The 24,604-nt window shown below is 74.6% G+C and carries 20 protein-coding genes and 1 pseudogene; 12 read left to right on the top strand and 9 right to left on the bottom strand.

Features of this window, described 5'->3' with window-relative positions:
- The first annotated feature begins 7 nt into the window (after window positions 1-7).
- From V6U77_RS03000 to V6U77_RS02990, 3 genes are read left to right on the top strand one after another with little or no spacing between them, the layout of a single operon-like run.
- A complete protein-coding gene (locus V6U77_RS03000; RefSeq protein ID WP_334604579.1) occupies window positions 8-967 on the top strand; it encodes a hypothetical protein in 960 nt (319 codons plus the stop codon).
- A gap of 46 nt (window positions 968-1,013) precedes the next feature.
- Window positions 1,014-2,279: an adenylosuccinate synthetase gene (locus V6U77_RS02995; RefSeq protein WP_334604578.1), complete on the top strand. Its 1,266-nt coding sequence runs from the start codon at window positions 1,014-1,016 to the stop codon at window positions 2,277-2,279.
- A 49-nt stretch (window positions 2,280-2,328) separates the two neighbouring features.
- Entirely contained in the window at window positions 2,329-2,928 is a 600-nt protein-coding gene (locus tag V6U77_RS02990) for a DedA family protein (RefSeq protein ID WP_334604577.1), read from the top strand.
- A gap of 84 nt (window positions 2,929-3,012) precedes the next feature.
- Here V6U77_RS02990 and V6U77_RS02985 read toward each other — a convergent pair whose 3' ends face one another.
- Complete coding sequence (locus tag V6U77_RS02985) at window positions 3,013-3,657, bottom strand: TetR/AcrR family transcriptional regulator (protein WP_334604576.1); 645 nt, start codon at window positions 3,655-3,657, stop codon at window positions 3,013-3,015.
- 67 nt (window positions 3,658-3,724) lie between these two features.
- On the opposite strand from V6U77_RS02985, the gene V6U77_RS02980 reads away from it, so the two are divergent.
- The 3 genes and pseudogenes from V6U77_RS02980 to V6U77_RS02970 all read left to right on the top strand — a co-directional run.
- Entirely contained in the window at window positions 3,725-4,177 is a 453-nt protein-coding gene (locus tag V6U77_RS02980; RefSeq protein ID WP_151455555.1) for an SCP2 sterol-binding domain-containing protein, read from the top strand.
- A 1-nt stretch (window position 4,178) separates the two neighbouring features.
- A complete protein-coding gene (locus V6U77_RS02975; protein ID WP_334604574.1) occupies window positions 4,179-5,393 on the top strand; it encodes an acyl-CoA dehydrogenase family protein in 1,215 nt (404 codons plus the stop codon).
- Between the two features lie 122 nt (window positions 5,394-5,515).
- Window positions 5,516-6,958 (top strand): annotated as a pseudogene (locus V6U77_RS02970) (MFS transporter); the annotation flags it as partial.
- Between the two features lie 75 nt (window positions 6,959-7,033).
- Here V6U77_RS02970 and V6U77_RS02965 read toward each other — a convergent pair.
- The 5 genes from V6U77_RS02965 to V6U77_RS02945 all read right to left on the bottom strand — a co-directional run bounded on the left by V6U77_RS02965 (window position 7,034) and on the right by V6U77_RS02945 (window position 12,214).
- Complete coding sequence (locus tag V6U77_RS02965) at window positions 7,034-7,882, bottom strand: hypothetical protein (protein WP_334604573.1); 849 nt, start codon at window positions 7,880-7,882, stop codon at window positions 7,034-7,036.
- Window positions 7,875-8,393, bottom strand: coding sequence for a SigE family RNA polymerase sigma factor (locus V6U77_RS02960; RefSeq protein ID WP_442934359.1), 519 nt, complete (start codon window positions 8,391-8,393; stop codon window positions 7,875-7,877). Before V6U77_RS02960 ends, V6U77_RS02965 begins: the two co-directional genes overlap by 8 nt.
- Window positions 8,394-8,452: 59 nt before the next feature.
- Window positions 8,453-9,700 carry a phosphoribosylamine--glycine ligase gene (gene purD / locus V6U77_RS02955; RefSeq protein ID WP_334604570.1) on the bottom strand — a complete coding sequence of 416 codons (1,248 nt, stop codon included), beginning with the start codon at window positions 9,698-9,700 and terminating at the stop codon, window positions 8,453-8,455.
- Between the two features lie 88 nt (window positions 9,701-9,788).
- Window positions 9,789-10,715 (bottom strand): type IV toxin-antitoxin system AbiEi family antitoxin domain-containing protein, encoded by a 927-nt coding sequence (locus V6U77_RS02950; RefSeq protein WP_334604569.1) that lies wholly within the window; start codon window positions 10,713-10,715, stop codon window positions 9,789-9,791.
- 209 nt (window positions 10,716-10,924) lie between these two features.
- Window positions 10,925-12,214, bottom strand: a complete 1,290-nt coding sequence (locus V6U77_RS02945; protein ID WP_334604568.1) for an adenylosuccinate synthase — start codon at window positions 12,212-12,214, stop codon at window positions 10,925-10,927.
- Between the two features lie 123 nt (window positions 12,215-12,337).
- On the opposite strand from V6U77_RS02945, the gene V6U77_RS02940 reads away from it, so the two are divergent.
- Window positions 12,338-13,414, top strand: coding sequence for a hypothetical protein (locus V6U77_RS02940; RefSeq protein ID WP_334604567.1), 1,077 nt, complete (start codon window positions 12,338-12,340; stop codon window positions 13,412-13,414).
- Between the two features lie 709 nt (window positions 13,415-14,123).
- The gene (locus V6U77_RS02935) at window positions 14,124-16,079 is read left to right on the top strand and encodes a chromosome partitioning protein (RefSeq protein ID WP_442934358.1); all 1,956 of its coding nucleotides are present in this window, start codon (window positions 14,124-14,126) and stop codon (window positions 16,077-16,079) included.
- A gap of 84 nt (window positions 16,080-16,163) precedes the next feature.
- Here V6U77_RS02935 and V6U77_RS02930 read toward each other — a convergent pair whose 3' ends face one another.
- Window positions 16,164-16,592, bottom strand: coding sequence for a DUF3151 domain-containing protein (locus V6U77_RS02930; RefSeq protein ID WP_334604565.1), 429 nt, complete (start codon window positions 16,590-16,592; stop codon window positions 16,164-16,166).
- Window positions 16,593-16,909: 317 nt separating this feature from the next.
- On the opposite strand from V6U77_RS02930, the gene V6U77_RS02925 reads away from it, so the two are divergent.
- Window positions 16,910-18,166: an LOG family protein gene (locus tag V6U77_RS02925; RefSeq protein WP_442934357.1), complete on the top strand. Its 1,257-nt coding sequence runs from the start codon at window positions 16,910-16,912 to the stop codon at window positions 18,164-18,166.
- Window positions 18,167-18,233: 67 nt separating this feature from the next.
- Here V6U77_RS02925 and fbaA read toward each other — a convergent pair whose 3' ends face one another.
- Window positions 18,234-19,259: a class II fructose-bisphosphate aldolase gene (gene fbaA / locus V6U77_RS02920; protein WP_334604562.1), complete on the bottom strand. Its 1,026-nt coding sequence runs from the start codon at window positions 19,257-19,259 to the stop codon at window positions 18,234-18,236.
- Window positions 19,260-19,410: 151 nt separating this feature from the next.
- Window positions 19,411-19,794 (bottom strand): phage holin family protein, encoded by a 384-nt coding sequence (locus tag V6U77_RS02915; protein ID WP_334604561.1) that lies wholly within the window; start codon window positions 19,792-19,794, stop codon window positions 19,411-19,413.
- A 127-nt stretch (window positions 19,795-19,921) separates the two neighbouring features.
- On the opposite strand from V6U77_RS02915, the gene V6U77_RS02910 reads away from it, so the two are divergent.
- The 3 genes from V6U77_RS02910 to V6U77_RS02900 all read left to right on the top strand — a co-directional run bounded on the left by V6U77_RS02910 (window position 19,922) and on the right by V6U77_RS02900 (window position 24,483).
- The gene (locus V6U77_RS02910) at window positions 19,922-20,134 is read left to right on the top strand and encodes a hypothetical protein (protein WP_334604560.1); all 213 of its coding nucleotides are present in this window, start codon (window positions 19,922-19,924) and stop codon (window positions 20,132-20,134) included.
- A gap of 348 nt (window positions 20,135-20,482) precedes the next feature.
- Window positions 20,483-21,961, top strand: a complete 1,479-nt coding sequence (locus V6U77_RS02905; RefSeq protein ID WP_334604558.1) for a 3' terminal RNA ribose 2'-O-methyltransferase Hen1 — start codon at window positions 20,483-20,485, stop codon at window positions 21,959-21,961.
- Window positions 21,958-24,483, top strand: a complete 2,526-nt coding sequence (locus V6U77_RS02900; protein WP_334604557.1) for a polynucleotide kinase-phosphatase — start codon at window positions 21,958-21,960, stop codon at window positions 24,481-24,483. Before V6U77_RS02905 ends, V6U77_RS02900 begins: the two co-directional genes overlap by 4 nt.
- The last annotated feature ends 121 nt before the right edge of the window (window positions 24,484-24,604 follow it).

The following is a 24,604-nucleotide window of genomic DNA, read 5'->3' as shown; positions in this document are numbered from 1 at the left end:
AGCTGTCATGGGCAGTGGAATGTGGTCCACCGACGTGTACGACGCCGCCGACCGGTACCGCCGGAAGACCGGCAAGAGCGCCTTCTCCTACAGCGACAGCGGGGCGCGGACCGTGCACCCCGCCCTCGACCCCCGCGACGCGATGCGCGAGAGCCGCGACTCCGACGAGCACCCCCGGTCGACGCCCATCGCGGTGCTCTTCGACGTCACCGGCTCGATGCGCAACGTGCCGCGAGTCCTGCAGACCAAGCTGCCGCAGCTGCTCGGGCTGCTGCAACGGCAGGGCTACGCCAGCGACCCGCAGATCATGTTCGGCGCGATCGGCGACGCCACCTGCGACCGGGTGCCGTTGCAGGTCGGCCAGTTCGAGTCGGACAACCGGATGGACGACGACCTCGGCCGCATCGTGCTGGAGGGCGGTGGCGGCGGACAGATGACCGAGTCGTACGAGCTGGCCATGCACTTCATGGCCCGGCACACCGTGACCGACTCCTGGGAGAAGCGCGGCCGGCGCGGCTACCTGTTCATCATCGGCGACGAGCTGGCGTACCCGAAGGTGAAGGCCCGGGAGGTGGCCCGCGTCATGGGCGACGACCTGCGCGAGGACGTGCCGCTGCGGCAGGTCGTCGACGAGCTGACCCGCCGCTGGGACACCTACTACCTGCTCCCCGCCGGCAGCCACAACTCCGGCAACGCCAAGGTGCTCGACTTCTGGCGGGACCTGCTCGGGCAGAACGCCGTCGTGCTGGACGACCTCGACGCGGTCTGCGAGACGATCGCGCTCACCATCGGGCTCGGCGAGCAGGCCATCGACCTGGACAAGGGCCTGCGCGACCTCGACCGGGCCGGCTCGGGCGCCACCGGCACCGTGTCCAAGGCGCTGGCCCGCCTGCGCGGGGGGCGGCGCGCCGAGGTGTCGACGCTGCCCGCCTTCCGCGACACCGGCGGTGCGGTGACCCGGCTGTGAGACCCGTGACGGTGGCCGGCCCCGGCTTCGGAAAGGTGACCCGGCGATGAGACACGTGGCGGTGGTCGACCTCGGCTACGGCGACGCCGGCAAGGGCACGGTCGTGGACTGGCTCTGCGCCACCCGGCCCGTGCACACGGTGGTCCGCTTCAACGGGGGCGCGCAGGCGGCACACAACGTCGTGCTGCGCGACGGGCGGCACCACACGTTCGCGCAGTTCGGCGCCGGCACGTTCCACCCCGGCGTGCGTACGCACCTGTCGCGGCACGTGGTGGTGGACCCGCTGGCGCTGGCCGCCGAGGCCGACCACCTCACCTCGGTCGGGGTGCCCGACGCGCTCGACCGGCTGACCGTCGACGGGGAGGCGCTGCTCGCCACCCCGTACCACCGGGCCGCGAACCGGGCCCGGGAGATCGCCCGGGGAGCCGACCGGCACGGCTCCTGCGGGCTCGGGGTGGGCGAGGCCGTCGCGTACGGTCTCGCCCACCCCGACGAGGCGCCCCGGGTAGCCGACTGCCGCGACCCGGAGCTGCTGCGCCGCCGGCTGGCCGCCCTGCGGGACCGGCTGACCGCCGAACTCGGCCCGCTGGACGCGCCGCCCGTCGCCGACTGCCTGCCCGCGTTCACCGGATTCGCCGGGCGGGTCGCGATCGTCGACCGGAGCTGGCTGGCCGGGGCGCTGCGCGCCGGCACCTGCGTCTTCGAGGGCGCGCAGGGGGTGCTGCTCGACGAGTGGCACGGCTTCCACCCGTACACGACGTGGAGCACCACCACCTTCGCCAACGCCGAGAGCCTGCTCGCCGAGGCCGGCCTGCCCGGCGGCGCCACCCGGATCGGGGTGCTCCGCGTGGTCACCACCCGGCACGGGCCCGGCCCGTTGGTGACCGAGGACCCGGCCCTGCCGCTGGCCGACCCGCACAACCCGACCAACCCGTGGCAGGGGCGGTTCCGGTTCGGCCACTTCGACGCGGTCGCCCACCGGTACGCCCTCGCCGCCGCCGGCGGGGTCGACGGCCTGGCGCTCACCCACGTCGACCTCGCCGGCCCCGCGCTGCGGATCTGCCGCCGCTACGACACCACCGACCGGCTCGCCCCGGGCCCGCCCGGCGACCTGGACCGGCAGGCCGCGCTCACCGACCGCCTGCTGCGCTCCCGCCCGGTGTACGACGACCCGCCGCCCGACTGGGCGGAGGCGGTGCACGCGGAGCTGGGCGCGCCCGTGGTGCTGACCTCGCACGGCCCCACCGCCGGCGACAAGGTCCCGCACGGCCCGCTCCTGGCCCCACGGGTCCTCCGGACGGCAGGCACGTGATCCGGCGACCCGGTCACCGGGCGGGGCGCGCCCGGCGAGCATGGGAGGCATGGAGTCCGTGCTCGACCTGCTCCGGCAGCTGGTCGCCTCACCGTGGGTGTACCTGCTGATCTTCGGGCTCACCGCGGTCGACGCGTTCTTCCCCGCCGTACCCGGCGAGGCGGCCGTGATCACCGCCGCCGTGCTCGCCACCGGCGGCGACCCCGACCTGGTGTGGGTGGTCGTCGCCGCCGCGCTGGGGGCCTTCGCCGGAGACCACGTCTCGTACGCCATCGGGCGCGGCGGCGGCGCGAACCGGCTCGCCCGTTTTCCGCCGGACAGCCGGCGCCGGGCCGGCTCCGAATGGGCCCGTCGGGCGCTGCAGCGACGCGGCGGGCTGATCCTGACCACCGCCCGGTACGTCCCCGGTGGCCGCACGGCCGTCACCCTCACCATGGGCGCGGTCCGCTACCCGCTCCGCTCGTTCCTGCTCTTCGACGCCGTCGCGGCGGTGAGCTGGGCGCTCTACTGCGCCCTGCTCGGCCACTTCGGCGGGCTGGCCTTCGAACGCGATCCGCTCAAGGGCATCCTCGCCGGGGTGGGCCTGTCGCTGGCGGTCACGCTCCTGCTGGAGTCGCTGCGCTGGCTGCGCCACCGCCGGCACCGCTGAACCGCGCGGATACCCCGCCGCCGGCGGGCGGGGCGGCGGGGCAGGCGGGCGGTGGCTCTACACCTCGGCGGGCGGCTCGGCGGGTCAGGCAGGGGTGGCCCGCGGGTGCCAGGTGACGCCGGCCAGCAGCTGCCCGGCCCCCAGCCAGGCGACGTTCATCATCCGGGTGGCGGTCTTCTCCGGGTCGGCGTCGGGGTGGTCGGCGAGCCAGTCGGCCAGCGACTCCGTCGCCCCCACGAGGGCGTACGCGACGACCTCCAGGTCGGTCTCGCCCACCTCGCGGCCCTCGGCGCGCAGCGCGTGGTCGAGCATCCCGGCGACCACCTCGACCAGCCGGGCCCGCATCCCGGCCAGTTCGCGGGCGAAGGGCTGCTCGCCCCGGGCCTGCCGGTAGAGCACCGCCCAGCCGTCGCGGTGCGCCCCGACGAAGCCGAAGAAGGCGCGCAGTCCCCGCCAGAGCCGCTCGTCGGCGGGCAGGTCGGGGGCGACCGCCCCGGCGATGGCCTGCATCATCCGGGTGCCCTCCCGGTGCAGGCAGGCGACGAAGAGTTCCTCCTTCGTGCCGAGGTACGCGTAGACCATGGGTTTGGAGATGCCGGCGTCCTCGGCGATCTCGTCCATGCTGGCCGCGTGGAAGCCCCTGCGTGAGAACACTTTCACGGCCGCGTCGAGCATCTGCTGCTCGCGTACGGCGCGGGGGAGGCGCTTGAAGGTGGGTGGGGTGGCCACCTTGCGAGCATACCTACTCGCCCGTAAGGTTACGCACGAGTAGCCAACACCCGGAAGGTGCAGCCCCATGACTGACTTCGACCCGGCCAACTTCGCGAACGTCGGCCCCAAGGAGTTCGCCCAGCTGGTCAAGTCCACCCCGGACGACAAGATCGCCGAGGTGATGTCCGGCGACCTGCGCGGCAAGATCCTCGGCGAGGTCTTCGGCCGGATGCCCCAGCTCTTCCGCGCCGACCGGGCGGGCTCGACCAACGCGGTCATCCACTGGAACATCACCGGCCGTCCCGACGGTGGCACCGACACCTACGAGGTGGTCGTCGCCGACGGTGCCTGCACCGTCAACGAGACCCCGCAGCACGACCCGAAGCTCAGCCTCACGATGGGCCCGGTCGAGTTCCTGAAGATCGTCTCCGGTGGCGCGAACCCCGTCATGATGTTCATGACCGGCAAGCTCAAGGCCAAGGGCGACCTGGGCCTGGCCGCCAACATCGCCAACCTGTTCGACATCCCCAAGGCCTGACATGGCCGAGTTCTCGCTCGACCTGAACGAGGAACAGCGGGATCTGCGCGACTGGGTGCACGGCTTCGCCGCCGAGGTCGTGCGCCCGGCCGCGGCCGAGTGGGACGCCCGGGAGGAGACGCCCTGGCCGATCATCCAGGAGGCGGCGAAGGTCGGCCTGTACGGCTTCGAGTTCCTCGCCACCTGCTGGGCCGACCCCACCGGCCTCTCCCTCCCGATCGCCAGCGAGGAACTCTTCTGGGGTGACGCCGGCATCGGGCTGGGCATCTTCGGCACCTCCCTCGCGGTGGCCGCCATCTACGGTGCCGGCACCCCCGACCAGATGGTCGAATGGGTGCCGCAGTGCTTCGGCACCGTCGACGAACCGGCCGTCGCCGCGTTCTGCACCACCGAGCCCGAGGCCGGCTCCGACGTCGGCGCGATGCGCACCCGGGCCGTCTACGACGAGGCCAGCGACGAGTGGGTGCTCAGCGGCCAGAAGGCGTACGCCACCAACGGCGGGATCGCCGGCGTGCACGTGGTCACCGCCTCCGTCGACCCGGCGCTGGGCTCCCGTGGGCAGGCGGCGTTCGTCGTACCGCCGGGCACCGCCGGCCTGACCGCGACCCGGAAGCTGCGCAAGCTGGGCCTGCGCGCGTCGCACACCGCCGACGTCTTCCTCGACGACGTACGCGTGCCGGGGCGCTGCCTGCTCGGCGGCCGGGACGCCCTGCTCGAACGGCTCGACCGGGCCCGCTCCGGCAAGCGCGCCTCGGGCCAGGCCGCGATGCGCACCTTCGAACTCTCCCGACCCACCGTCGGCGCGCAGGCGCTGGGCGTGGCCCGGGCCGCCTACGAGTACGCCCTGGACTACGCGAAGGAGCGGGTCCAGTTCGGCCGCCCGATCATCGAGAACCAGGCGGTCGCGTTCGCGCTGGCCGACATGAAGACGGAGATCGACGCGGCCCGGCTGCTGGTCTGGCGGGCGTCCTGGATGGGCCGCAACAACCGACCCTTCACCGCCGGCGAGGGCTCGATGTCCAAGCTGAAGGCCGGCGAGGTGGCCGTCTCCGTCACCGACAAGGCCGTGCAACTGCTCGGCGGGGCCGGCTTCCTGCGGGACCACCCGGTCGAGCGCTGGTACCGGGACGCCAAGATCTACACCATCTTCGAGGGCACCTCCGAGATCCAGCGGCTGGTCATCTCCCGGGCCATCTCCGGCATCCAGATCCGCTGAGCGTCGTCCGCGTGGGGCCCGACCCGAGGGCCCCACGCGCACCGCACGAGGCCGCCACCACGGCTGACCGTTCCCCTGCCGTTACTGGCCGGATGCTCCGCCGCCCCTAGGCTGGCGACACCATGATCGGCTCCGGACCGCGTCGCCGTGCCCGTCACCGCCACCATGCCCGCCACCGCCAGCCGGGACCACGGCGGACACCACTGCTGCTGGTCGAGGCGGCGACACTGCTCTCCAACACCGGCAACGGGGTGGCCAACGTGGCCCTGCCCTGGCTGGTGCTGGAACGCACCGGCAGCGCCACCGCCGCCGGTGTGGTCGCGGCCGCCACCGCCCTGCCGCTGCTGCTCTCCGGCCTCGTCTCCGGCACGATCGTGGACCTGCTCGGCCGGCGGCGCACGGCGCTGGTCTCGGACACGCTCTCCGCCGTCTCGGTCGCCGCGATCCCGGTGGTCGACGCGCTGCTCGGGCTGAACCTCGGCTGGATCGTGGCACTGGCCGTGCTCGGCGCGGTGTTCGACCCGGCCGGCCTGACCGCCCGGGAGACGCTGCTGCCGGCCGCCGCCCAGGCCGCCGGTTGGCGGATCGAACGCGCCAACGGGGTGCACGAGGCGGTCTGGGGGCTCGCCTTCCTCATCGGCCCCGGCGTCGGCGGCGTGCTCATCGCCGTGATCGGCCCCGGCTCCACGCTCTGGGTCACCGCCGCCGGATTCGCGCTGGCCGTCGCGATGATCGCGGCCGTCCGGCTGCCGGGGGCCGGCCGCCCCGAACGCCCCCCGTCCGGGCTGTGGCGCGGCACCGCCGAGGGGCTGCGGTTCGTCTGGCGCGACCGGCTGCTGCGGACCATCGCGCTGCTCACGATGGTGCTGGCGGCGCTCTATCTGCCGGTCGAGGGCGTGCTGCTGCCGGCGTGGTTCGTCGGGCAGGGGGAGCCGGCCCGGCTCGGCGCGCTGCTCATGTCGATGAGCGCCGGCGGAGTCGTCGGGGCGCTCGCCTCCGGCGCGGCGGGCCGGCTGATCCGCCGCCGCACCCTGATGGTGATCGCCCTCGTCGTCATCGGGGTGGCCCTCGTCGGGCTGGCCACCCTGCCGCCGTTCCCGGCCATGATCGGCTTCGCCGTCGCGATCGGGCTCGCGTACGGGCCGGTCAACCCACTGTCCAACTACGCCATGCAGACCCGCACGCCGGAGCGGTTGCGCGGGCGCGTGGTCGGGGTGATGACCTCGTTCGCGTACGCCGCCGGACCGGCCGGCTACCTGCTCGCCGGGCCGCTGGTGGAGTGGCTCGGGCTGCGTACCGCCTTCCTGGTGCTGGCCGTGACGCTGCTCGTGGCGACGCTGGTCGCCGCGCCGCTGCCTTCCCTGCGGGCGCTGGACGAGCCGCCCCGCTACCCGCCCGCCCCGCCCGGCGGCAGGCCCGACCGGGTGGCGGAACCCGTCCCGCCCACCGCGCCGGCGAGACAGGAACCCACCCCGCCCAGCGGCCCGCCGGGCCGGACGGAGGAGCGCGTCCCGCTCGGGCGACGGCGCGCTCCGGCGGCACACCGGTACGCGCCCGGTGCGCAGGGGCCCGCCCCGATCGACGAACTGTGGGCTCCCACGCCGCACCGGGACGTGCCCGTCCGGAGATGACGCCTCCGGTCAGGGATGGAGCGTCAGCCCGGGCGTGGTGGCGATGGCCGTCAACTGCGCCAGGGTGAGCACCGGCGGCGGGCCGAACCGGAACGTCCGCGTCGTACCGTTCTCCCCGCCCTCGATGTGATGGTTGTCCGTCGTCACCGTCACCGACGTGCCGTCCGTCCGTCGCACCTGCGCCCAGCGCTGCACGAAGCCCTCGTCACCCGGTTCTGCGGTGCTGGTGGCGAGGGTGCCACCGTCCGGGAGGCGGCTGCTCGTGCAGGCGCGGGCATCGGGCGCGTCGGCGCATCCCCGGGGCGCGTCGACGGCCGTCGGGATGAGCGACACCGTCACGTTGTCGACCTGGCCGTTCCCGTGCAGCCGGGCGTGTGCGTAGTAGTGCCAGTGGCTTTTCTCGTAGGTGAACTGGACCGCGTCGCAGCCCGGGATCGTGCCGTCGACCGACAGCCCCGCCGGCACGACGGCCGCCAGCGCCGGACGCAGCACGAGGGTCAGCCGGGCGACACCCGCGTCGGGGCGCTCGGTCGGCCGGTCGCGCACCGTGTCGTACGACTGCTGGGGCGCCGGTGGGCCGCTGGGCTCCGGTTCCACCACCGGGCAGAGCGACGCGTCGGCGGACGGCGAGCCGCCACCAGCCGGCAGGGTGAGCCCGCCCGGTGCGATGGCCGGGCCGACGAGCAGCGTCGGTGTCACCGCGACTGCGGCGACCACCGCGGCGACGCCGGTGCCCGCCGCCACCCACACCCGATGGCGGCGTCGTTGCCGGTCGTCGGCGATCAGCCGGTCCACGTCGATCCGGGTGGGCGGCGACGACGCCACCGCGGTGCGCATCTGCTGGGCGAGTTCATCCATCGGTGCGTGCCTCCTCGACTCGGGCCGGCACGCCCACGAGGCGGCTCCGCAGCGCCTCGATCGCGCGCGCCGACTGACTCTTGACGGTGCCGGTGGTGCAGCCGAGTTCCCGGGCGGTCTCCTCCACCGAGAGGTCGCAGAAGTAGCGCAGCACCAGGACCGCGCGGCGGCGCGGCGGCAGCTCGGCCAGCAGGGCGAGGATGGTCAGCCGGTCCGCGGCGCCGTCGGTGGCGGACCGGACGGCGGCATCGGGGACCTCGGCCCAGGCGGCCTCGCGCCGCCACGGCCGGCGCCGCTCGTCGAGCCAGACCCGAAGCAGGGTACGCCGGACGTACGCGTCGGGGCTGTCCATCCGCGACACGCGCCGCCAGTGCCGCAGCAGCTTGACCAGCGCCGTCGACACCAGGTCGTCGGCCGTGTGCCAGTCGCCACAGAGCAGGTACGCCGTGCGGCGCAGCGGTTCCAGCCGCGCCCCGACGTACTCGCGGTAGCCCTCGATGTCGGCAGGCAATCCCGCCACCTCCTCGCCTCACCGCTCAAACGGAGGCGAGGCGGGTGGAGGTTGCCCGGTCAGCCCGGAATGCTGATCCGGCCCTCGACGGCGGCGGAGGCGATGTCGGTGCGGTGCTGCCCGCCGGCCAGCCCCACGCCGCCCACCAGCGCGTACGCGGCGTCCCGGGCGGCGGGCAGGTCGGTGCCGGTGGCGGTGGCGCAGAGCACCCGGCCACCGGCCGAGAGCAGTGCCCCGTCGGCGTCCCGGCGGGTGCCGGCGTGGATGATCCCCGGCCCCTCGGCGCCGGTGATCACGTCGCCGGTACGCGGGGCTGCCGGGTAGCCCTCGGCGGCGACCACCACCGTGACGGCGGCACCGTCGCGCCAGCGCAGCGGCGGGTGCCCGGCCAGCGTGCCGGTGGCGGCGGCGTGCAGCAGCCCGGCCAGCGGGGTCTCCAGCAGCGCGAGCACCACCTGCGTCTCCGGGTCGCCGAAGCGGGCGTTGAACTCGATCACCCGGGGGCCGTCGGCGGTGATCGCCAGCCCGACGTAGAGCAGGCCCGCGAACGGGCTGCCCCGCCGGGCCATCTCGGCCAGGGTCGGGTGCACGACGTCGCGCATGACCTCGTCGACCAGGCCGGGCGGCGCCCAGGGCAGCGGCGCGTACGCCCCCATGCCGCCGGTGTTCGGGCCGGTGTCGCCGTCGCCGACCCGCTTGAAGTCCTGCGCCGGCAGCAGTGGCACCGCCGCCTCGCCGTCGGTGACCACGAAGAGGGAGACCTCCGGGCCGGCGAGGTACTCCTCGACGACGACCCGGCCGCACTCCTCGGCGTGCCGCAGCGCGGCGGCGCGGTCGTCGGTCACCACGACACCCTTGCCGGCGGCCAGCCCGTCGTTCTTCACCACGTACGGCGCGCCGAACTCGTCCAGCGCCCGGCCGGTGCTCTCCGCGTCGGTGCAGGTGTACGCGCGGGCGGTCGGCACGCCGGCGGCGGTCATCACGTCCTTGGCGAAGGTCTTCGAGCCCTCCAGCCGGGCCGCCTGCGCGGACGGCCCGAACACGGGGATCCCCTTGGCGCGTACGGCGTCGGCGACCCCGGCCACCAGCGGCGCCTCCGGCCCGATCACCATCAGGTCGACCCCGGTCTCCACCGCCAGCGCGGCCACGCCCGCCGGATCGCACGGATCGACGCTCCGCAGCGAGGCGAGCGGAGCGATCCCGGGATTACCGGGCGCCGCGATCAGCTGCTCGACGGACGGATCACCGGCGAGGCCCAGCGCGAGCGCATGCTCCCGCCCCCCGCCACCAAGAAGAAGAACCCGCACCCCCGCATCCTACTGACCCCCTCCCCCACCCCCGTTGATCATGAAGTTTGCGTCCCAATTACGGCCCGGGCAGGTCAGAACCTCTTGATCAACCATCCGGCCAGGAGCGGAGGGCTGCCTTGACCGTGTGGGGGATGTAGTCGGGGCGCAGTGTGTCGGCCCAGGTGAAACGGAGGATCCGCCAACCGGCGTTGACCAGCCGGTTCTGCCGCGTCCGGTCCTCGAAGACTGCCCGGGGCGTGCGATGGGGTGCCTGCCCGTCCGCCTCGGCTATCACCCGTGCCGCTCGCCAGCCGAGGTCGCCGACGCCGAGCAGGCAACCGTCCCGGTCACGTACCTCCAACTGGAGTACGTCGGGCGGCACACCACCGTCGACGCACCGCAGCCTGGTGCGGGTCTCCAGCGGGGACTGCGCCCGCCCGTCCGCCTCCGCGAGGTGACGCCGGGCCGCGACGGCTCCCCTACGGCCCACGAGAAGGGCCGAAATCCGGGCCAGGTCGGGCTCGGTGACGACCTGCCGATTCAGCGCGGAGTCGAGTACGCACACGGCCGAGTAGCGGTCCACCCGGAGGATGACATCGGCAACCGTCCGCAGCGGGGTGGTCACGGGCATCCCAGCGACCACACCGACGCTGTCCGAATCGATGGTGAGCTGGTGCACCACGACATCAGGGTCGGTGAGCCGCTGCGGTCGTGGCCGGTTCGCCGGCAGCGACACGTGGATGGCGGATGCCGGACGGAGCCCGGCGATCCGATGCAGCTCGGCTGCGGTGTCGAGAACGACAACCGAGCCCGGCCCCACGCTGATGGCAACGGCCCGGATGCGGGCGATACGCAGCGCGGCAGGGCCCAACTCGGGGGCCGGCACGAAGCAACCCCTCGCCACCCGGATCCAACGGCCCGAACGGCACAGGTGCCGGATCTGGCTCCGGCTGAAGCCGGCGGCCAAGGCCTGTGTGGCCGTCACCACCCCATTCTGGCGGCCGGCGATGCGGCGGAGGACATCGACACTCACCCCACCACGATGACGAGCCGTCCACGCCCCGCGCCGCCCCTGTGGACAACCCCGCCTTCCCTGTGGAAGACCCGATCTCCCTGTGGAACCTCGACGCCGCGTTCGTCCGATCAAGAAGTTTGCGTCCTGATTTGGATCGGATCAGGACGCAAACTTCTTGATCACCGCGCAGGGTCCGGGGGGTGGGGGGGGTGGGGGGTGGGGTCGGGTCAGGGGAGGAGGGGGTGGCGGAGGACGTTCTCCTCGCGGCCCGGCCCCACGCCGACCACGCTCACGCGGGTGCCGCAGAGTTCCTCGATGCGGGCGATGTAGCGGCGCGCGTTCTCCGGGAGCTCGTCCTCGGTGCGCGCCTTCGTGATGTCCTCCCACCAGCCGTCGAACTCCTCGTAGATCGGAGTCGCGTGGTGGAAGTCGGTCTGCGTCATCGGCATGTCGTCGAAGCGCTCGCCGTTGATCTCGTACCCGACGCAGATCGGCACCTTCGGCAGGCCGGTGAGCACGTCCAGCTTGGTGACCACCAGGTCGGTCACGCCGTTGAGGCGGCAGGCGTACCGGGCGACGACGGCGTCGAACCAGCCGCAGCGCCGCTCCCGGCCGGTGGTGACGCCGTACTCCTGACCGACCTTGCGCAGGTGCTGCCCGTTGTCGTCGAACAGCTCCGTCGGGAACGGTCCGCTGCCGACCCGCGTCGTGTACGCCTTGCTGACCGCGATCACCTTGCTGATCGCCGTCGGCGGGATGCCGGCGCCCACGCAGGCGCCACCGGCCGTCGGGTTCGACGAGGTCACGAAGGGGTACGTGCCGTGGTCCATGTCCAGCATGGTGGCCTGGGCGCCCTCCAGCACGACCGTCTCGCCGCGGTCCAGCGCGTCCCAGAGCATGACCCGCGTCTCGGCGATGTACGGCTTGAGCCGCTCCGCGTACCGCAGGTATTCCTCGACGGTCTCTTCGACGTCGATCGCCTTGCGGTTGTAGATCTTGAACAGGAGCTGGTTCTTCTCGCGCAGCGCCAGTTCGAGCTTCTTGCGCAGGATGCCCGGGTCGAGCAGGTCCTGCAGCCGGATGCCCATCCGGGCGACCTTGTCACCGTAGGCCGGGCCGATGCCGCGACCGGTGGTGCCGATGCGGGAGCTGCCGAGGTAGCGCTCGACGACCCGGTCCAGAGCCCGGTGGTGCGGCATGATCAGATGCGCGTCGCCGGAGATCCGCAGCCGGCTGACGTCGACCCCGCGCTCGGCGAGCCCGTCGATCTCGGCCAGCAGCACCTTCGGGTCGACCACGACGCCGTTGCCGATGACGATCATCGCGCTCGGGGAGAGCGCGCCCGACGGCATCAGGTGCAGCGCGTACTTCTGGCCGTCAGGGGTGATGACGGTGTGGCCGGCGTTGTTGCCGCCGGAGTAGCGCACGACGTAGTCGACCCGCCCACCCAGCAGGTCGGTAACCTTGCCCTTGCCCTCGTCGCCCCACTGGGCACCGAGCAGCACGATCGCTGGCATCTTCTCGCCTCCAAAAGGCTCGGGTGCCAGGTGGCGACCGGTCGGCGAGCCCGGGGTGTCAGGCTAACAAGTAGTGGCGGCGCGGCCGGCAGGGGTCGCGTCGGGAGGCAGGAGGCCCTTTTCGTGTACGACGTGGTGCTGCTCACCCTCGGCTCGGAGCGCGACGCGCCCGGCGGGGCCTGCGGCAGTGGCGGCTGCTGCGGCGCGGCGCCTGAGAAGGGGGCCGCGACGGCCGACGACGGCGCGAAAGCCGACGCCTGCGCGACCGACGGCGCGACGGCCGACGCCTGCGCCCCTAACGACGGCGCGACGGCCGACGGGCGCTGCGACACGCCACGGGTGCCGGTACTGGCCTGCGCGGAGGCGCTCACCGCCCGGGGCGCCCGGGTCGAGACGGTCACCGCCCGCTCCGACGCCGAGGTCGACGAGGTGCTGGCCCGGTTCGACGGTCCGCCCCGCCCGGACGGCCTCACCTGGCCCGACCCGGACTCCAAGACCCGGCTCGTGGTCGCGGCGGCCAGCGACGCCCAGTTGCGCGCCGTCGTGCGCCGGCTCGTCCGGCGGTACGCCCCACCGCCCAGTCGCCGCCCCGACGACCTGCCCGACAACCGGACGGTGCCGGACCTGCCGCCGATCGGCGTACTCCCGCTCGATCCGGCGCGGAGCACGACGCACCGTGACCTGGCGGCGCAGCTCGGGCTGCCCCGCGACCCGGCGGCGGTGGCCGCCGCGGTGCTGGACGGCGCCCCCCGCCGACTCGACCTGCTGCGCAACGACGGCGGCTCGGTGACCCTGGACGGCGCGCTCCTCGGCGCCGCCGACGACAGCGGCCGGCCGTTGCACTGGCGTGGTCGGGTGGAGGTGGACGACGCCGTGCTGTCCAACGGCGACGACCCGCTGCTGGCCTGCGCGATCGGCAACGCCGGCGGGTACGCCCGGCTCGACGACGTGGCCCTGCTCGCCGCCCCCGACCCGACGGACGGGCTGGTGGAGGTGGCGGTGGCCGTTCCCGTGGTGACCCGCTCGGCGTTGGGCAGTAAGCGGGTGCGGCTGGAGGTACGACGCGCCCGCGGGCGGGCCGTGGCCGTGCTGCCCCGCGAGGGGAAGGTTCCGTTCCTCGACGACGGCGCCGAGGGCGAACTGAGCCGCAAGCGATCCTGGTGGATCGAACCGGGCGCCTGGGCGGTCTGGGCGGGCTGACCTCGCCGTCCCCGACGCGACCGGGACGACCGGCCCGCGACGGCCGACCAGGCGCGGCCACTGGGCCTATCCTCGGCAGGAGGAATGGGGAGGAACCGTGGTGGACGAGAACGTCGACCGGGTCCACGTGCCCGGCCAGCAGCCGATGCCGGAGCGGGACATCGAGCCACTCTGGCCGCCGGAGCAGATCGACGGCACAGCCACGCCACCGTGGGCGTCGACCGCCACACCCGCGTCCCCCGTCCCGCCCCGGGGCGGGCCCGGTCACCCGCCCTCGCCGGCCGACTACCCGTCCCTCACCGGCGGGGTGCCGATTCCCCACCCCGGAACGTCTCCGCGAGGCGCGGCTCCCGGTGGTGTGCAGGCCCCCGGCGGGCCGCAGGCGGCGGAGAACGGCTGGTCGCCTCCACCGACCGCGGGCCCGGTGCCCCCGCCCGTCACCGGCCCGGCGCGCCCGCCCGTCACCGGCCCGGCGCGCCCGCCCGTCACCGGCCCGGTGCCCCCGCCCGTCACGGCCGCAGGGCCTCCGCCCGGCACGGGTCCTGGGTGGGCGCCGGACGCGTCGGCCTGGGCGCCGCCGCAGGCCGCCCCGGCCGCCCCGGTGGGTCCGCCCGCCCCCGCCGGAGCGGGCGGGAGCCCGCCGGGAACCGCCGCTGACGTACCCGCGCCTCGCGCTCCGCAGCCCGGCCCCGGCCGCGTCGACCTGGACATGCCCTTCAGCCTGGACCAGCCGGCCGCACCCGTCCCGGTCTCGTCCCCGCGTCCCCTGGCGACCGCCCGGCCCGCCGCGACGCGGGGCGGGCCGGCCCAGGAACTCGCCGTGCGGCCCGACGACCCCTCGCCGGCCGCGGTGACCGACGCCTTTCCCGATGGTCGTCCGTCGCCCCGCGACACCGCGTCCGATCCCGGCGCGTCCGCCGGGGCCGACGGCCCTCGCCCGACCGCCGGCGCCGCGACGGCCGACCGCCCGGCACGGGGCGGAAACACCGCGAACGGCCCGGCGGACGCCGATGCGGCGGACGGGAGCGCCGGCGGCACGACGAACGAGGGCGCCAGCGATCCCGCGAACGGGGGCGCCGGCGTCGCGACCGGCGGCGGTCCCGTGCACGGGGGCGCCGGCGTCGCGACCGGCGGCGGTCCCGTGCACGGGGGCGCGGTGCGGATGCCGGCGGAGTCGCCGTGGGCGCAGCCGCCGCAGCGACCCGCCGCAGCGGCCGTCGAGCCCGGGCAGGGGTCCGGCACCGCCGGGGCGGCGCCCGCTCCCCCGGGTGCCGGTCCCCGCCAGGAGCCGACCGGGCAGGACGCGCCGGTCGGGCCCACGACGGTCCCCGGGGCCGCCCCGGCGGCGCCAGAGCAGCAGGGCGTCGGAGTCGACCCGGCCATGCCGCAGCGGGGCCACGAGCACGACCCGGCGGCATCGCAGCAGGACGAGCCCGACCCTGCGGCGTCCCAGCAAGCCGCGCCATCCGGGCCGTACCCGCCCCAGCAGGCCGGGCCCTTCCCGCCGCGGCAGGGCGCGCCCTACCCGACCCAGCAGGCCGGCCCTCACCCGCCCCGACAGGGCGGGCCGTACCCGTCGCAGCAGGGGTCTGCGGCGCCGCCCGGGCCGTACCCGCCGGGCTGGCATCCGCCGCCGTGGCAGCAGGCCGCCCCGGTTCCGCAGCAGGCGTACCAGGTCGCGGAGGGGGTCACCGCGGTGCCGCCGGCGCACCCCGACCCGAACTGGCACCCGGCGATCACCGAACCGCCGACGGCCGAGGACTTCGCCCGCCGCCGGCAGGTCCGGCCCGCCGACCCGGTGGCCACGATGGGCGTACGGGCGGTGGCGAACCGGATGGGGCTGCGGCTGCCGCCGGGGCGGCACGAGCAGGAGGTGCGACGGGACATCGAGACGGTGCGCCGCAACTTCGGCGGGCTGCGCCAGGTGACGGTGGTGAACCCGAAGGGCGGCGCCGGCAAGACGGTGGCCATCCTGCTGCTGGCGATGACGTTCGGTCAGAAGCGCGGCGGCTACGTGCTCGCCTGGGACAACAACGAGACCCAGGGCACCCTCGGGATGCGCGCCCAGCAGGACTTCCACTCCCGTACGGTGCGGGACATGCTGCGGGACCTGGGCCAGTTCCAGGGGGCGCACGGGCGGGTGGGCGACCTGTCGCAGTACGTCCGCTCGCAGGGCGAGGGGATGTTCGACGTCCTCGCCTCCGACGAGTCGGCCACCGGCGGCGAGATGCTCACCGCCGCCGCCTTCGCCGAGATCCGCGAGGTGGTCAGCCGGTTCTACAAGCTGATCTTCGTGGACACCGGCAACAACGTCCGGGCCCAGAACTGGCAGGCCGCGATGGACGCCACCGACCAGTTGGTCGTCACCATGTCGGCCCGCAACGACTCGGCGGAGACGGCCGCCCGGATGCTGGACCACCTGGAGCAGAGCGGCCGGCAGCGGCTGGTCCGGCAGGCGGTCACCGTGGTCTCCATGCCGCCGTCACGCAAGGAGATCGACCTGCCGGCGATCCAGGAGCACTTCGCGGCCCGCACCCGGGCGGTGCTGCTCGCGCCCTACGAGCGCCTCATCGACACCGGCGAGCCGATCCGGTACGGGGGGCTCTCCGGGGCCACCCGGGACGCCTGGTTGAAGATCGCCGCCGCCGTCGCCGAGGGGCTGTAGGCCCTCGGCGGAGGCGGCGGGAGAAGGGCCCGGGCGGGCCGACGGCCGACGCGGTTCACGCCGCGCCGGCCGTCGGCCCCGACGTCAGTTGCTCGCGAGCGCGTCCGCGGCGGCCGGGTCGCAGTCGCGGAGGAACTGGGCGCAGCGGGCCGCCTCGTCGGCCTCGCCGATCTCGCCGGCGGCCCGGGTCAGCACGTAGAGGCAGCGCAGGAAGCCCTGGTTCGGCTCGTGCGACCACGGCACCGGGCCGTAGCCCTTCCAGCCGCTGCGGCGCAGCTGGTCCAGGCCCCGGTGGTATCCGGTGCGCGCGTAGGCGTACGCCGGAATGACCTGGCCGGCGGTGAGAGCCCGCGCGGCCAGCGCACCCCAGCCGGCACTGTAGGTCGGGAAGCGCGCCGCCACCTCGGCGTACGCCTCGTCGCCACCGGACTGCTCGGCGTCGGCCAGGGCGGCGTCGGCCTCGTCGTGCGCGGGCAGGAGGGTGGCCGGTGGTTCCGGCAACAGGTTCTGCATCGCCCCATTCAACCCGCTTCGCCCCCGGGCGCGCGAGGGGGTTGGGCGAGCCGGTTGGCTGAACGGCTGAGGAGTTGGTCACGCCTGCGGCCCATGCCCCCGGCCGATCGTTTCGACTACAACTGTTGGTCCGGAGCCTCCCCAGGACCGGGTACTGCGGGAGCCCGGCGGCCACGGTCACCGGGCTCCCGTCGGTCCAGCACCCGTCGGGCCAGCGCATTCCGGGACGGTCGGGGGCCGGCCGGGCGGCGAGGGTCGCCGACGCGTCGAGGTTGCGCAGGTTTGGCCGGTTGACCCGGCGGGGCAGGATGTCCAGGGTGCCGACCCCACCTCCCGCGGACGTCATCGAGCCGCACACCTGCACCGACGAGATCGAGACCCGCGCCGAGTTCGACCGGCGGCTGACCACCGGCAGCCTGGTCGGGCTGACCGTGCAGGGCCTGCGGCTCGATCTCGATCCCGTCCCCGACCTCACCGCCGTCGAGGTGACCGGCACCCTCTTCGTGGGCTGCCGCTTCGCCTCCCGGGAGGTCGGCGCCGACCTGGTCCGGCGCGGCGCGAACGTGGTGCCGCCGTTCTCGGGCCTGCCCTACCCGACCCAGCCCTCCCACCTCTACACGCCGGAGGAACTGGTCGCCGGCTTCGCCGAGGGCGGGTTCGCCGGGATGTACGACACCCGGGTCTACGAGCACTTCCGGGCGCACGGCGGGGCGCTGCCGGACGTCCGCGAGGCGCTCGGCCAGCGGCTGCACGACCACGGCGTGGACAACGCGCTCGCCGACGCCACCCGCGCCTGGCTGGCCACCCACGGGCCGCAGTCGGTCGTCGGCATCATGGGCGGGCACGCCGTGCCGCGCGGCAGCGCGCCGTACCGGATGGCGGCGGTGCTGGGCTGGGAGCTGGCCCGCGCCGACCGGCTGGTGGTGACCGGCGGCGGCCCCGGGGTGATGGAGGCCGCCAACCTGGGCGCCCACCTCGCGCTGCGGCCGATCGAGGACCTGGACGCCGCGATCGACCTGCTCGCCACCGCGCCGGACTTCACCGACCACGACCGCTACACGGCGGTGGCGCTGCGGGTCCGCGAGCTCTACGGCCACCCGGTGGCGTTGCCCCGGCCCCGGGCCGCCGAGCCCGGCAGCGTGTCCCGCGCCGACTCGGCCCAGCTGGCGGGCGGCGACGTGGACTGGGCCCGCGCGGGCGGGCTGGCCATCCCGACCTGGCTCTACGGGCACGAGCCGGCGAACCTGTTCGCCGGCCGGATCGCCAAGTACTTCTCCAACGCCATCCGCGAGGACACCATCCTGCGGCTGGCCCGGGGCGGGATCGTCTTCGCCCCGGGTCGGGCGGGCACCGTGCAGGAGGTGTTCCAGGCCGCCACCAAGACCTACTACTGCACCGACGGGGCCAGCGGCGCGTACGTCTTCCTGGACCGCGCCTACTGGACCGACGAGCTACCGGTGGAGTCGCTGCTGCGGCCGCTGCTGGCCGCCTCGCCCTACGGCGACGTGTCGTCCTCGGTGCACCTCACCGACGACGTCCACGAGGCCGTCCGGGTGCTCACCGCGACGCCCTGACGGCTGCGGACACGCCGACGGCCGGCCCCGGGTGGGGAGCCGGCCGTCGGCGGTACGCGTCAGCGTGTCACTTGGACAGCGTGGTGCCGGTCGAGCGCAGGTGCTCGCAGGCCTCCGTGACCCGGGCCGCCATGCCGGCCTCGGCGGCCTTGCCCCAGACCCGCGGGTCGTACAGCTTCTTGCTGCCGACCTCGCCATCCACCTTGAGCACGCCGTCGTAGTTGCGGAACATGTGGTCCGCGACGGGCCGGGTGAAGGTGTACTGGGTGTCGGTGTCGATGTTCATCTTCACCACGCCGTAGTCGAGCGCCTCGCGGATCTCCGACAGCAGCGAGCCGGAGCCGCCGTGGAAGACCAGGCTGAGCGGCTTCTCCTTGCCGTACTTGGCGCCGACGGCCTCCTGGATCTGGTTCAGGATCTCGGGGCGGAGCTTGACGTTGCCCGGCTTGTAGACACCGTGCACGTTGCCGAAGGTCAGCGCCGCCATGTAGCGGCCCTTCTCGCCCAGGCCGAGGGCCTCGACCATGGCCAGGCCGTCCTCGACGGTGGTGTAGAGCTTGTCGTTGATGGCGTTCTCGACGCCGTCCTCCTCGCCGCCGACCACGCCGACCTCGATCTCGAGGACGATCTTGGCCTCGGCGGCCCGGTCGAGCAGCTCGGCCGCGATCTCGAGGTTCTCCGCCACCGGCACGGCCGAGCCGTCCCACATGTGCGACTGGAACAGCGGGTCCTGGCCGGCGGCCACCCGCTCCTTGGAGATCTGCAGGAGCGGCCGGACGAACTTGTCCAGCTTCTCCTGCGGGCAGTGGTCGGTGTGCAGGGCGATGTTGACCGGGTACTTCTTGGCCACCTCGTGCGCGTACGCGGCGAACGCCACCGCGCCGGTGACCATGTCCTTCACCGAGGTGCCGGAGAGGTACTCCGCGCCACCGGTCGAGACCTGGATGATGCCGTCGCTCTCCGCGTCGGCGAAGCCCTTGAGCGCCGCGTTCAGGGTCTGCGAGGACGTCACGTTGATCGCGGGGTACGCGTACCGGCCGGCCTTGGCGCGGTCCAGCATCTCCGCGTAGGTCTCGGGGGAAGCGATGGGCATGTCGAACGCTCCTTACTTACCGCTCTCGGCCGTCACCGGCCGCTGTTGTCCCTGGGTGCGCCGGACCGCGCTGTCCACCGTCGGCAGTATCCCGTAGAAGACCGCGGCCGGCACAACCGACCCGGTACGCGCCCGGTCCGTGACCGCCGCCTCACCGCCCCTCCCACCTGTCGGGCACGACGACGCTGATCAGCCAGGTCGCCACGGCCATCACGATGGCCCCCCAGAACGCGGCCCAGAAACCGTCGACGTGGAACGGCAGGTCCAGCGCCCGGGCGATCCGGTCGGTCAGCAGGAACAGCAGTGCGTTGACCACCAGCGCGAACAGGCCGAGCGTGAGCAGGTAGAAGACGCAGCCGAACACCTTGATCAGCGGCTTGAGCACCGCGTTCACCACGCCGAAGATCAGTGCCACGACGACGAGCGTGAGTGCGGAGGTGGTGCCGGACCGGCCGCTCACCTCCACCCCGGGCACGATGAGCGTGGTGACCCACAGCGCGACGGCGGTGATCGCCAGCCGGATCAGGAAGCCCACGGCCCCATCCTGGCACCGGGGGCACCGGCCGGTGGGGCGATTCGGTCGACTCGGCTTCCGAGCGGCGGACGGGTCCAGCCCGTACGGTGTGGGGGAACTGTCCGCCGAGATCCCGGGAGGGACTGATATGGGTCAGCCCGAAGAGGACTTCGCACCCAGCGACCACCTCAGCCCCGAGGAGCGCGACATGGAGGCGGAACCGGCCGACGCGGTCGAGCAGGCCGCCGCGATCGACCCCGGCGACGCCGACACGGAGCCGCACCGTGGCCTGGAGGTCGGCGACTGGGACGCGATGGAGCAGGCCCGGGTGGTCGCCGCCGACGAGGACGACTACCGCTGAGCCGTACGCGGGCCGGACGGCACCGGACGCCCCGGTGACGTCCGGCATCGGCGGGCTGCTGCTCGTCGCCGGCGTCGGCGGCTACGTGGTGACCAAGCGCTGCGAGACCCGCTTCGTCGCCTGATCCACCTGCACCACCGGTGTCCCGTCGACCCCAGGCCGGCGGGGCACCGCCACATCCACGCCCACCCCAGACACCCACGCCGGACCCCACCCCGACCGCAAGCGCCCCACCCGGGCCGGGCCGACCGGACGGACCCGGACCACCACGGGTTTCCGGGGGAGCCCCACCGCAGCACCCCGGAAAACGGGACGACGCAAGATCGACGAGGCTGAGACCATGGGCGCGTGCTGCTCACCCTGACCACCACGCACCGGCCGGCCACCGACCTCGGGCACCTGCTGGTCAAGCACCCCGACCGCGCACACTCCTTCGACGTGCCGGTCGGCACCGCGCACGTGTTCTATCCGGAGGCGGACGAGCAGCGTTGCACCGCCGCCCTGCTGCTCGACGTCGACCCGCTGCGGCTGGCGGGCGCGCGGGGCAGAGGCCGCGACCGGCAGCAGGCTCCGACCCCCGACAGCTTCACCCTCGGGCGGTACGTCAACGACCGGCCCTACGCGGCGTCCAGCCTGCTCTCCTCCGCGCTGTCCAAGGTGTACCGCTCGGCCCTGCGGGGCGAGTCCCGCGAGCGCCCCGAGCTGGCCCGTACGCCGATCCCGCTTCAGGTGCGGGTGCCGGTGCTGCGCTGCCGGGGCGGCGCGGACGTGGCGGTCCGGATGTTCGGCCCGCTCGGCTGGGCGGTCACCGCCGCCCCGATCCCGCTCGACGAGCGGCACCCGCAGTGGGGCGACAGCCGGTACGTCGACCTGACGCTGACCGGTACGCTGCGCGTCGCCGACGCGCTCAACCACCTCTACGTCCTGCTGCCGGTGCTCGACGACGCCAAGCACTACTGGGTCGCCCCGGACGAGGTCGACAAGCTGCTCCGCGCCGGCGAGGGCTGGCTGGCCGCGCACCCGGAGCGCGACCTGATCACCCGCCGCTACCTGGCGCACCGGCGGGCGCTGGCCGGGCTGGCCCTGGCCCGCCTGTCCGAGCGACGCCCGACCGACGAGCCGGCCGCCGACGGCACGACCGCCGACGAGGCGACCGGGGACGGCACGACCACGGACGGGGTGACCGCGGACGGCGGGCCGACCACGGCCCGCCGGGCCTCGCTGGCCGCGCGGCGGCGGGAGGCGGTGCTCGGCGCGCTGGTCGAGGCGGGTGCGGGCCGGGTGCTGGACCTCGGCTGCGGCGGCGGCGCCCTGCTCGCCGCGCTGGTCGGCGACCGCCGGTTCACCGAGATCGTCGGCACCGACGTGTCCACGCACGCGCTGACCCTGGCCGCCCGGCGGCTGCGGCTGGACCGGCTGCCCGAGCGGCAGCGGGGCCGGATCCGGCTCTGGCAGTCGGCGCTGACCTACCGCGACGACCGGCTGTGCGGCTACGACGCGGCGGTGCTGATGGAGGTGATCGAGCACGTCGACCCACCCCGCCTGCCGGCGCTGGAGGACGCCGTGCTCGGTCACGCCCGGCCCGCCACGGTCGTGGTGACCACGCCGAACGCCGAGTACAACGTCCGCTACGAGGGGCTGCCCGCCGGGCGGTTCCGGCACGCCGACCACCGCTTCGAGTGGACCCGCGCGGAGTTCGCCGCCTGGGTCGAGCGGGTGTGCGCCACGTACGGCTACGCCGCCGCGATCGGCGGGGTCGGCGACGACGATCCCGAGTTCGGCGCCCCCACCCAGCTCGTCGTGCTGACCCGGAAGGAGAACCCGTGACCACCCTCGACATCCCCGAGCTGGCCCTGGTGGCACTCGTCGGCGTCTCCGGCTCCGGCAAGTCCACCTTCGCGCGCCGGCACTTCGCGCCCAGCCAGGTGCTCTCCTCGGACGCGTTCCGGGCGATGGTCGCCGACGACGAGAACGACCAGTCCGCCTCCGCCGACGCGTTCGAGGCGCTGCACCACGTCGCCGCCACCCGGCTGCGCCGGGGCCGGCTCACCGTCGTCGACGCCACCAACCTCCAGCCGCACGCCCGGGCCGCCCTGGTGCGGGTGGCCCGCGAGCACGACGTGCTGCCGGTGGCCGTGGTGCTGGACGTGCCGGAGGCGCTGGCCTGGGAACGCACCGAGGGCCGCGCCGACCGCACCTTCGGCCGGCAGGTGCTGGCCCGGATGCAGCGCGACCTGCGCCGCTCGTACGGGCTGCTGGCCCGGGAGGGCTTCCGCAAGGTGCACGTGCTGCGCGGCGTCGAGGAGATCGAGGCCGCCGAGATCCGCTACGAGAAGCTGTTCAACGACCGCCGGGAGCTGACCGGGCCGTTCGACATCGTCGGCGACGTGCACGGCTGCCGCGCCGAGCTGGAGGCGCTGCTCGTCCGGCTGGGCTGGGAGCTGCGCCGCGACGAGCGGGGCCGGCCGGTGGACGCGACGCACCCGTCGGGGCGTACCGCCGTCTTCGTCGGTGACCTGGTGGACCGCGGCCCGGACTCCCCCGGCGTGCTCCGCCTGGTGATGGGCATGGTCGCCGCCGGGCACGCGATCTGCGTGCCCGGCAACCACGAGCAGAAGCTGCTGCGCCGGCTGCGCGGCCGCGAGGTGCGGCTCACCCACGGGCTGGCCGAGACCATGGAGCAGCTGGCGGCGGAGCCGGACGTCTTCGTGGCCGAGGTGGCGGACTTCATCGACGGCCTGACCAGCCACTTCGTGCTGGACGGCGGCCGGCTGGTGGTCGCGCACGCCGGGCTGAAGGAGGCCTACCAGGGCCGGGCGTCCGGCCGGGTGCGCTCGTTCGCGCTCTACGGCGAGACCACCGGCGAGACCGACGAGTACGGGCTGCCGGTGCGCTACCCGTGGGCGCGTGAATACCGGGGCTCGGCGATGGTGGTCTACGGGCACACGCCGGCCGCCGTGCCGGAGTGGGTGAACAACACGATCTGCGTCGACACCGGCTGCGTCTTCGGCGGCCGGCTCACCGCGCTGCGCTACCCGGAGAAGGAGCTGGTCTCGGTGCCGGCGGAGCGGGAGTGGTACGCCCCGGTCCGGCCGCTGGCCGCCGCCCCCGCCCGGCCGGACCAGGTGCTGGAGCTGACCGACGTGACCGGCCGGCGGCACATCGAGCACGCGTACGGGTCGTTGACCGTGCCGGCGGAGAACGCCGCCGCCGCGCTGGAGGTGATGAGCCGCTTCGCGGTCGACCCGCGCTGGCTGGCCTGGCTCCCGCCGACGATGGCGCCCTGCTCGACGGCGACGGCGGGCGGCTTCCTGGAGCACCCGGCGCAGGCGTTCGCCGACTACCGCGCGGCGGGCGTGGACCGGGTGGTCTGCGAGGAGAAGCACATGGGCTCGCGGGCGGTGGTGCTCGTCTGCCGGGAGGCCGACGGCGGGCCGTTCGGGCCGGGTGGCGGGGTGGTGCACACCCGCACCGGCCGCCCGTTCTTCGGTGCGCCGCTCGACGCGGAACTGCTCGACCGGGTGCGCGCGGCGGTCGGCGGGGCGGGGCTCTTCGACGAGCTGGGGACCGACTGGCTGCTGCTCGACTGCGAGCTGCTGCCCTGGTCGGCGAAGGCGGGTGGCCTGATCCGCGAGCAGTACGCCGGGGTCGGCGCCGCCGGCCGGGCCGCGCTGCCGGCGGCGTTGGAGGCGCTGGAGGCGGCGGCCGGCCGGGGCCTGCCCGTCGACGGGCTGCGTGACCGGATGGCCCGCCGCCGCGACGAGATCCTGGCCTACTCGGAGGCCTACCGGGCGTACGTGGGACCGACCGACGGGCTGCGCGGGGTGACCCTGGCCCCGTTCGCGGTGCTGGCCGGCGCGAAGGCCAGCTACGCCGACCGGGACCACGGCTGGCACCTCGCGCTGGCCGACCGGCTCTGCGCCGCCGACCCGGAGTTCTTCACGCCGACCCGTCGCCAGGTCGTCGACCTGGCCGACCCGGCCGCCGAGGCGGCGGCCACCGAGTGGTGGCTGGCGCTGACGGCGGCCGGCGGCGAGGGCATGGTGGTGAAGCCGTACGCCGGACCGGCCGCCCGCACCGAACGGGGTTCGCTGCTCCAGCCGGGCATCAAGTGCCGGGGCCGCGAGTACCTGCGGATCATCTACGGTCCGGGGTACGACGAGCCGGAGCAGCTCGCCGCGCTGCGCCGCCGGTCGCTGGGGCGCAAGCGGGGGATGGCGCTGCGTGAGCACGGGCTGGGGCTGGCGGCGCTGGACGCGCTGGTCGCCGGTGCTCCGCTGTGGCGCCGGCACGAGCTGGTCTTCGCGATCCTGGCCTGCGAGTCCGAGCCGGTGGACCCCCGGCTGTGACACCGGTCGGCGGCGGGACGCCGGTCGGCCGGGGTGGCTCCGCCTCGCGCGCTGTGACGTCGAGCACCGGCCTGGCGGGCGGACACCTAGACTACGGACGTTCCGCCACCGACCGGCATAC

The organism is Micromonospora sp. CPCC 205546 (assembly GCF_036902715.1).
Taxonomy (GTDB): Bacteria; Actinomycetota; Actinomycetes; order Mycobacteriales; family Micromonosporaceae; genus Micromonospora.
The sequence above is the reverse complement of the archived record's forward strand: the minus strand, read 5'-3'. Positions and strand labels throughout refer to the sequence as shown.

Coding starts and splice junctions, on each gene's coding strand:
- V6U77_RS03000 (WP_334604579.1), top strand. CDS start 8: ATGGGCAGTGGAATGTGGTCCACCGACGTGTACGACGCCGCCGACCGG.
- V6U77_RS02995 (WP_334604578.1), top strand. CDS start 1,014: ATGAGACACGTGGCGGTGGTCGACCTCGGCTACGGCGACGCCGGCAAG.
- V6U77_RS02990 (WP_334604577.1), top strand. CDS start 2,329: ATGGAGTCCGTGCTCGACCTGCTCCGGCAGCTGGTCGCCTCACCGTGG.
- V6U77_RS02980 (WP_151455555.1), top strand. CDS start 3,725: ATGACTGACTTCGACCCGGCCAACTTCGCGAACGTCGGCCCCAAGGAG.
- V6U77_RS02975 (WP_334604574.1), top strand. CDS start 4,179: ATGGCCGAGTTCTCGCTCGACCTGAACGAGGAACAGCGGGATCTGCGC.
- V6U77_RS02965 (WP_334604573.1), bottom strand. CDS start 7,882: ATGGATGAACTCGCCCAGCAGATGCGCACCGCGGTGGCGTCGTCGCCG.
- V6U77_RS02945 (WP_334604568.1), bottom strand. CDS start 12,214: ATGCCAGCGATCGTGCTGCTCGGTGCCCAGTGGGGCGACGAGGGCAAG.
- V6U77_RS02935 (WP_442934358.1), top strand. CDS start 14,124: ATGCCCTTCAGCCTGGACCAGCCGGCCGCACCCGTCCCGGTCTCGTCC.
- V6U77_RS02930 (WP_334604565.1), bottom strand. CDS start 16,592: ATGCAGAACCTGTTGCCGGAACCACCGGCCACCCTCCTGCCCGCGCAC.
- fbaA (WP_334604562.1), bottom strand. CDS start 19,259: ATGCCCATCGCTTCCCCCGAGACCTACGCGGAGATGCTGGACCGCGCC.
- V6U77_RS02910 (WP_334604560.1), top strand. CDS start 19,922: ATGGGTCAGCCCGAAGAGGACTTCGCACCCAGCGACCACCTCAGCCCC.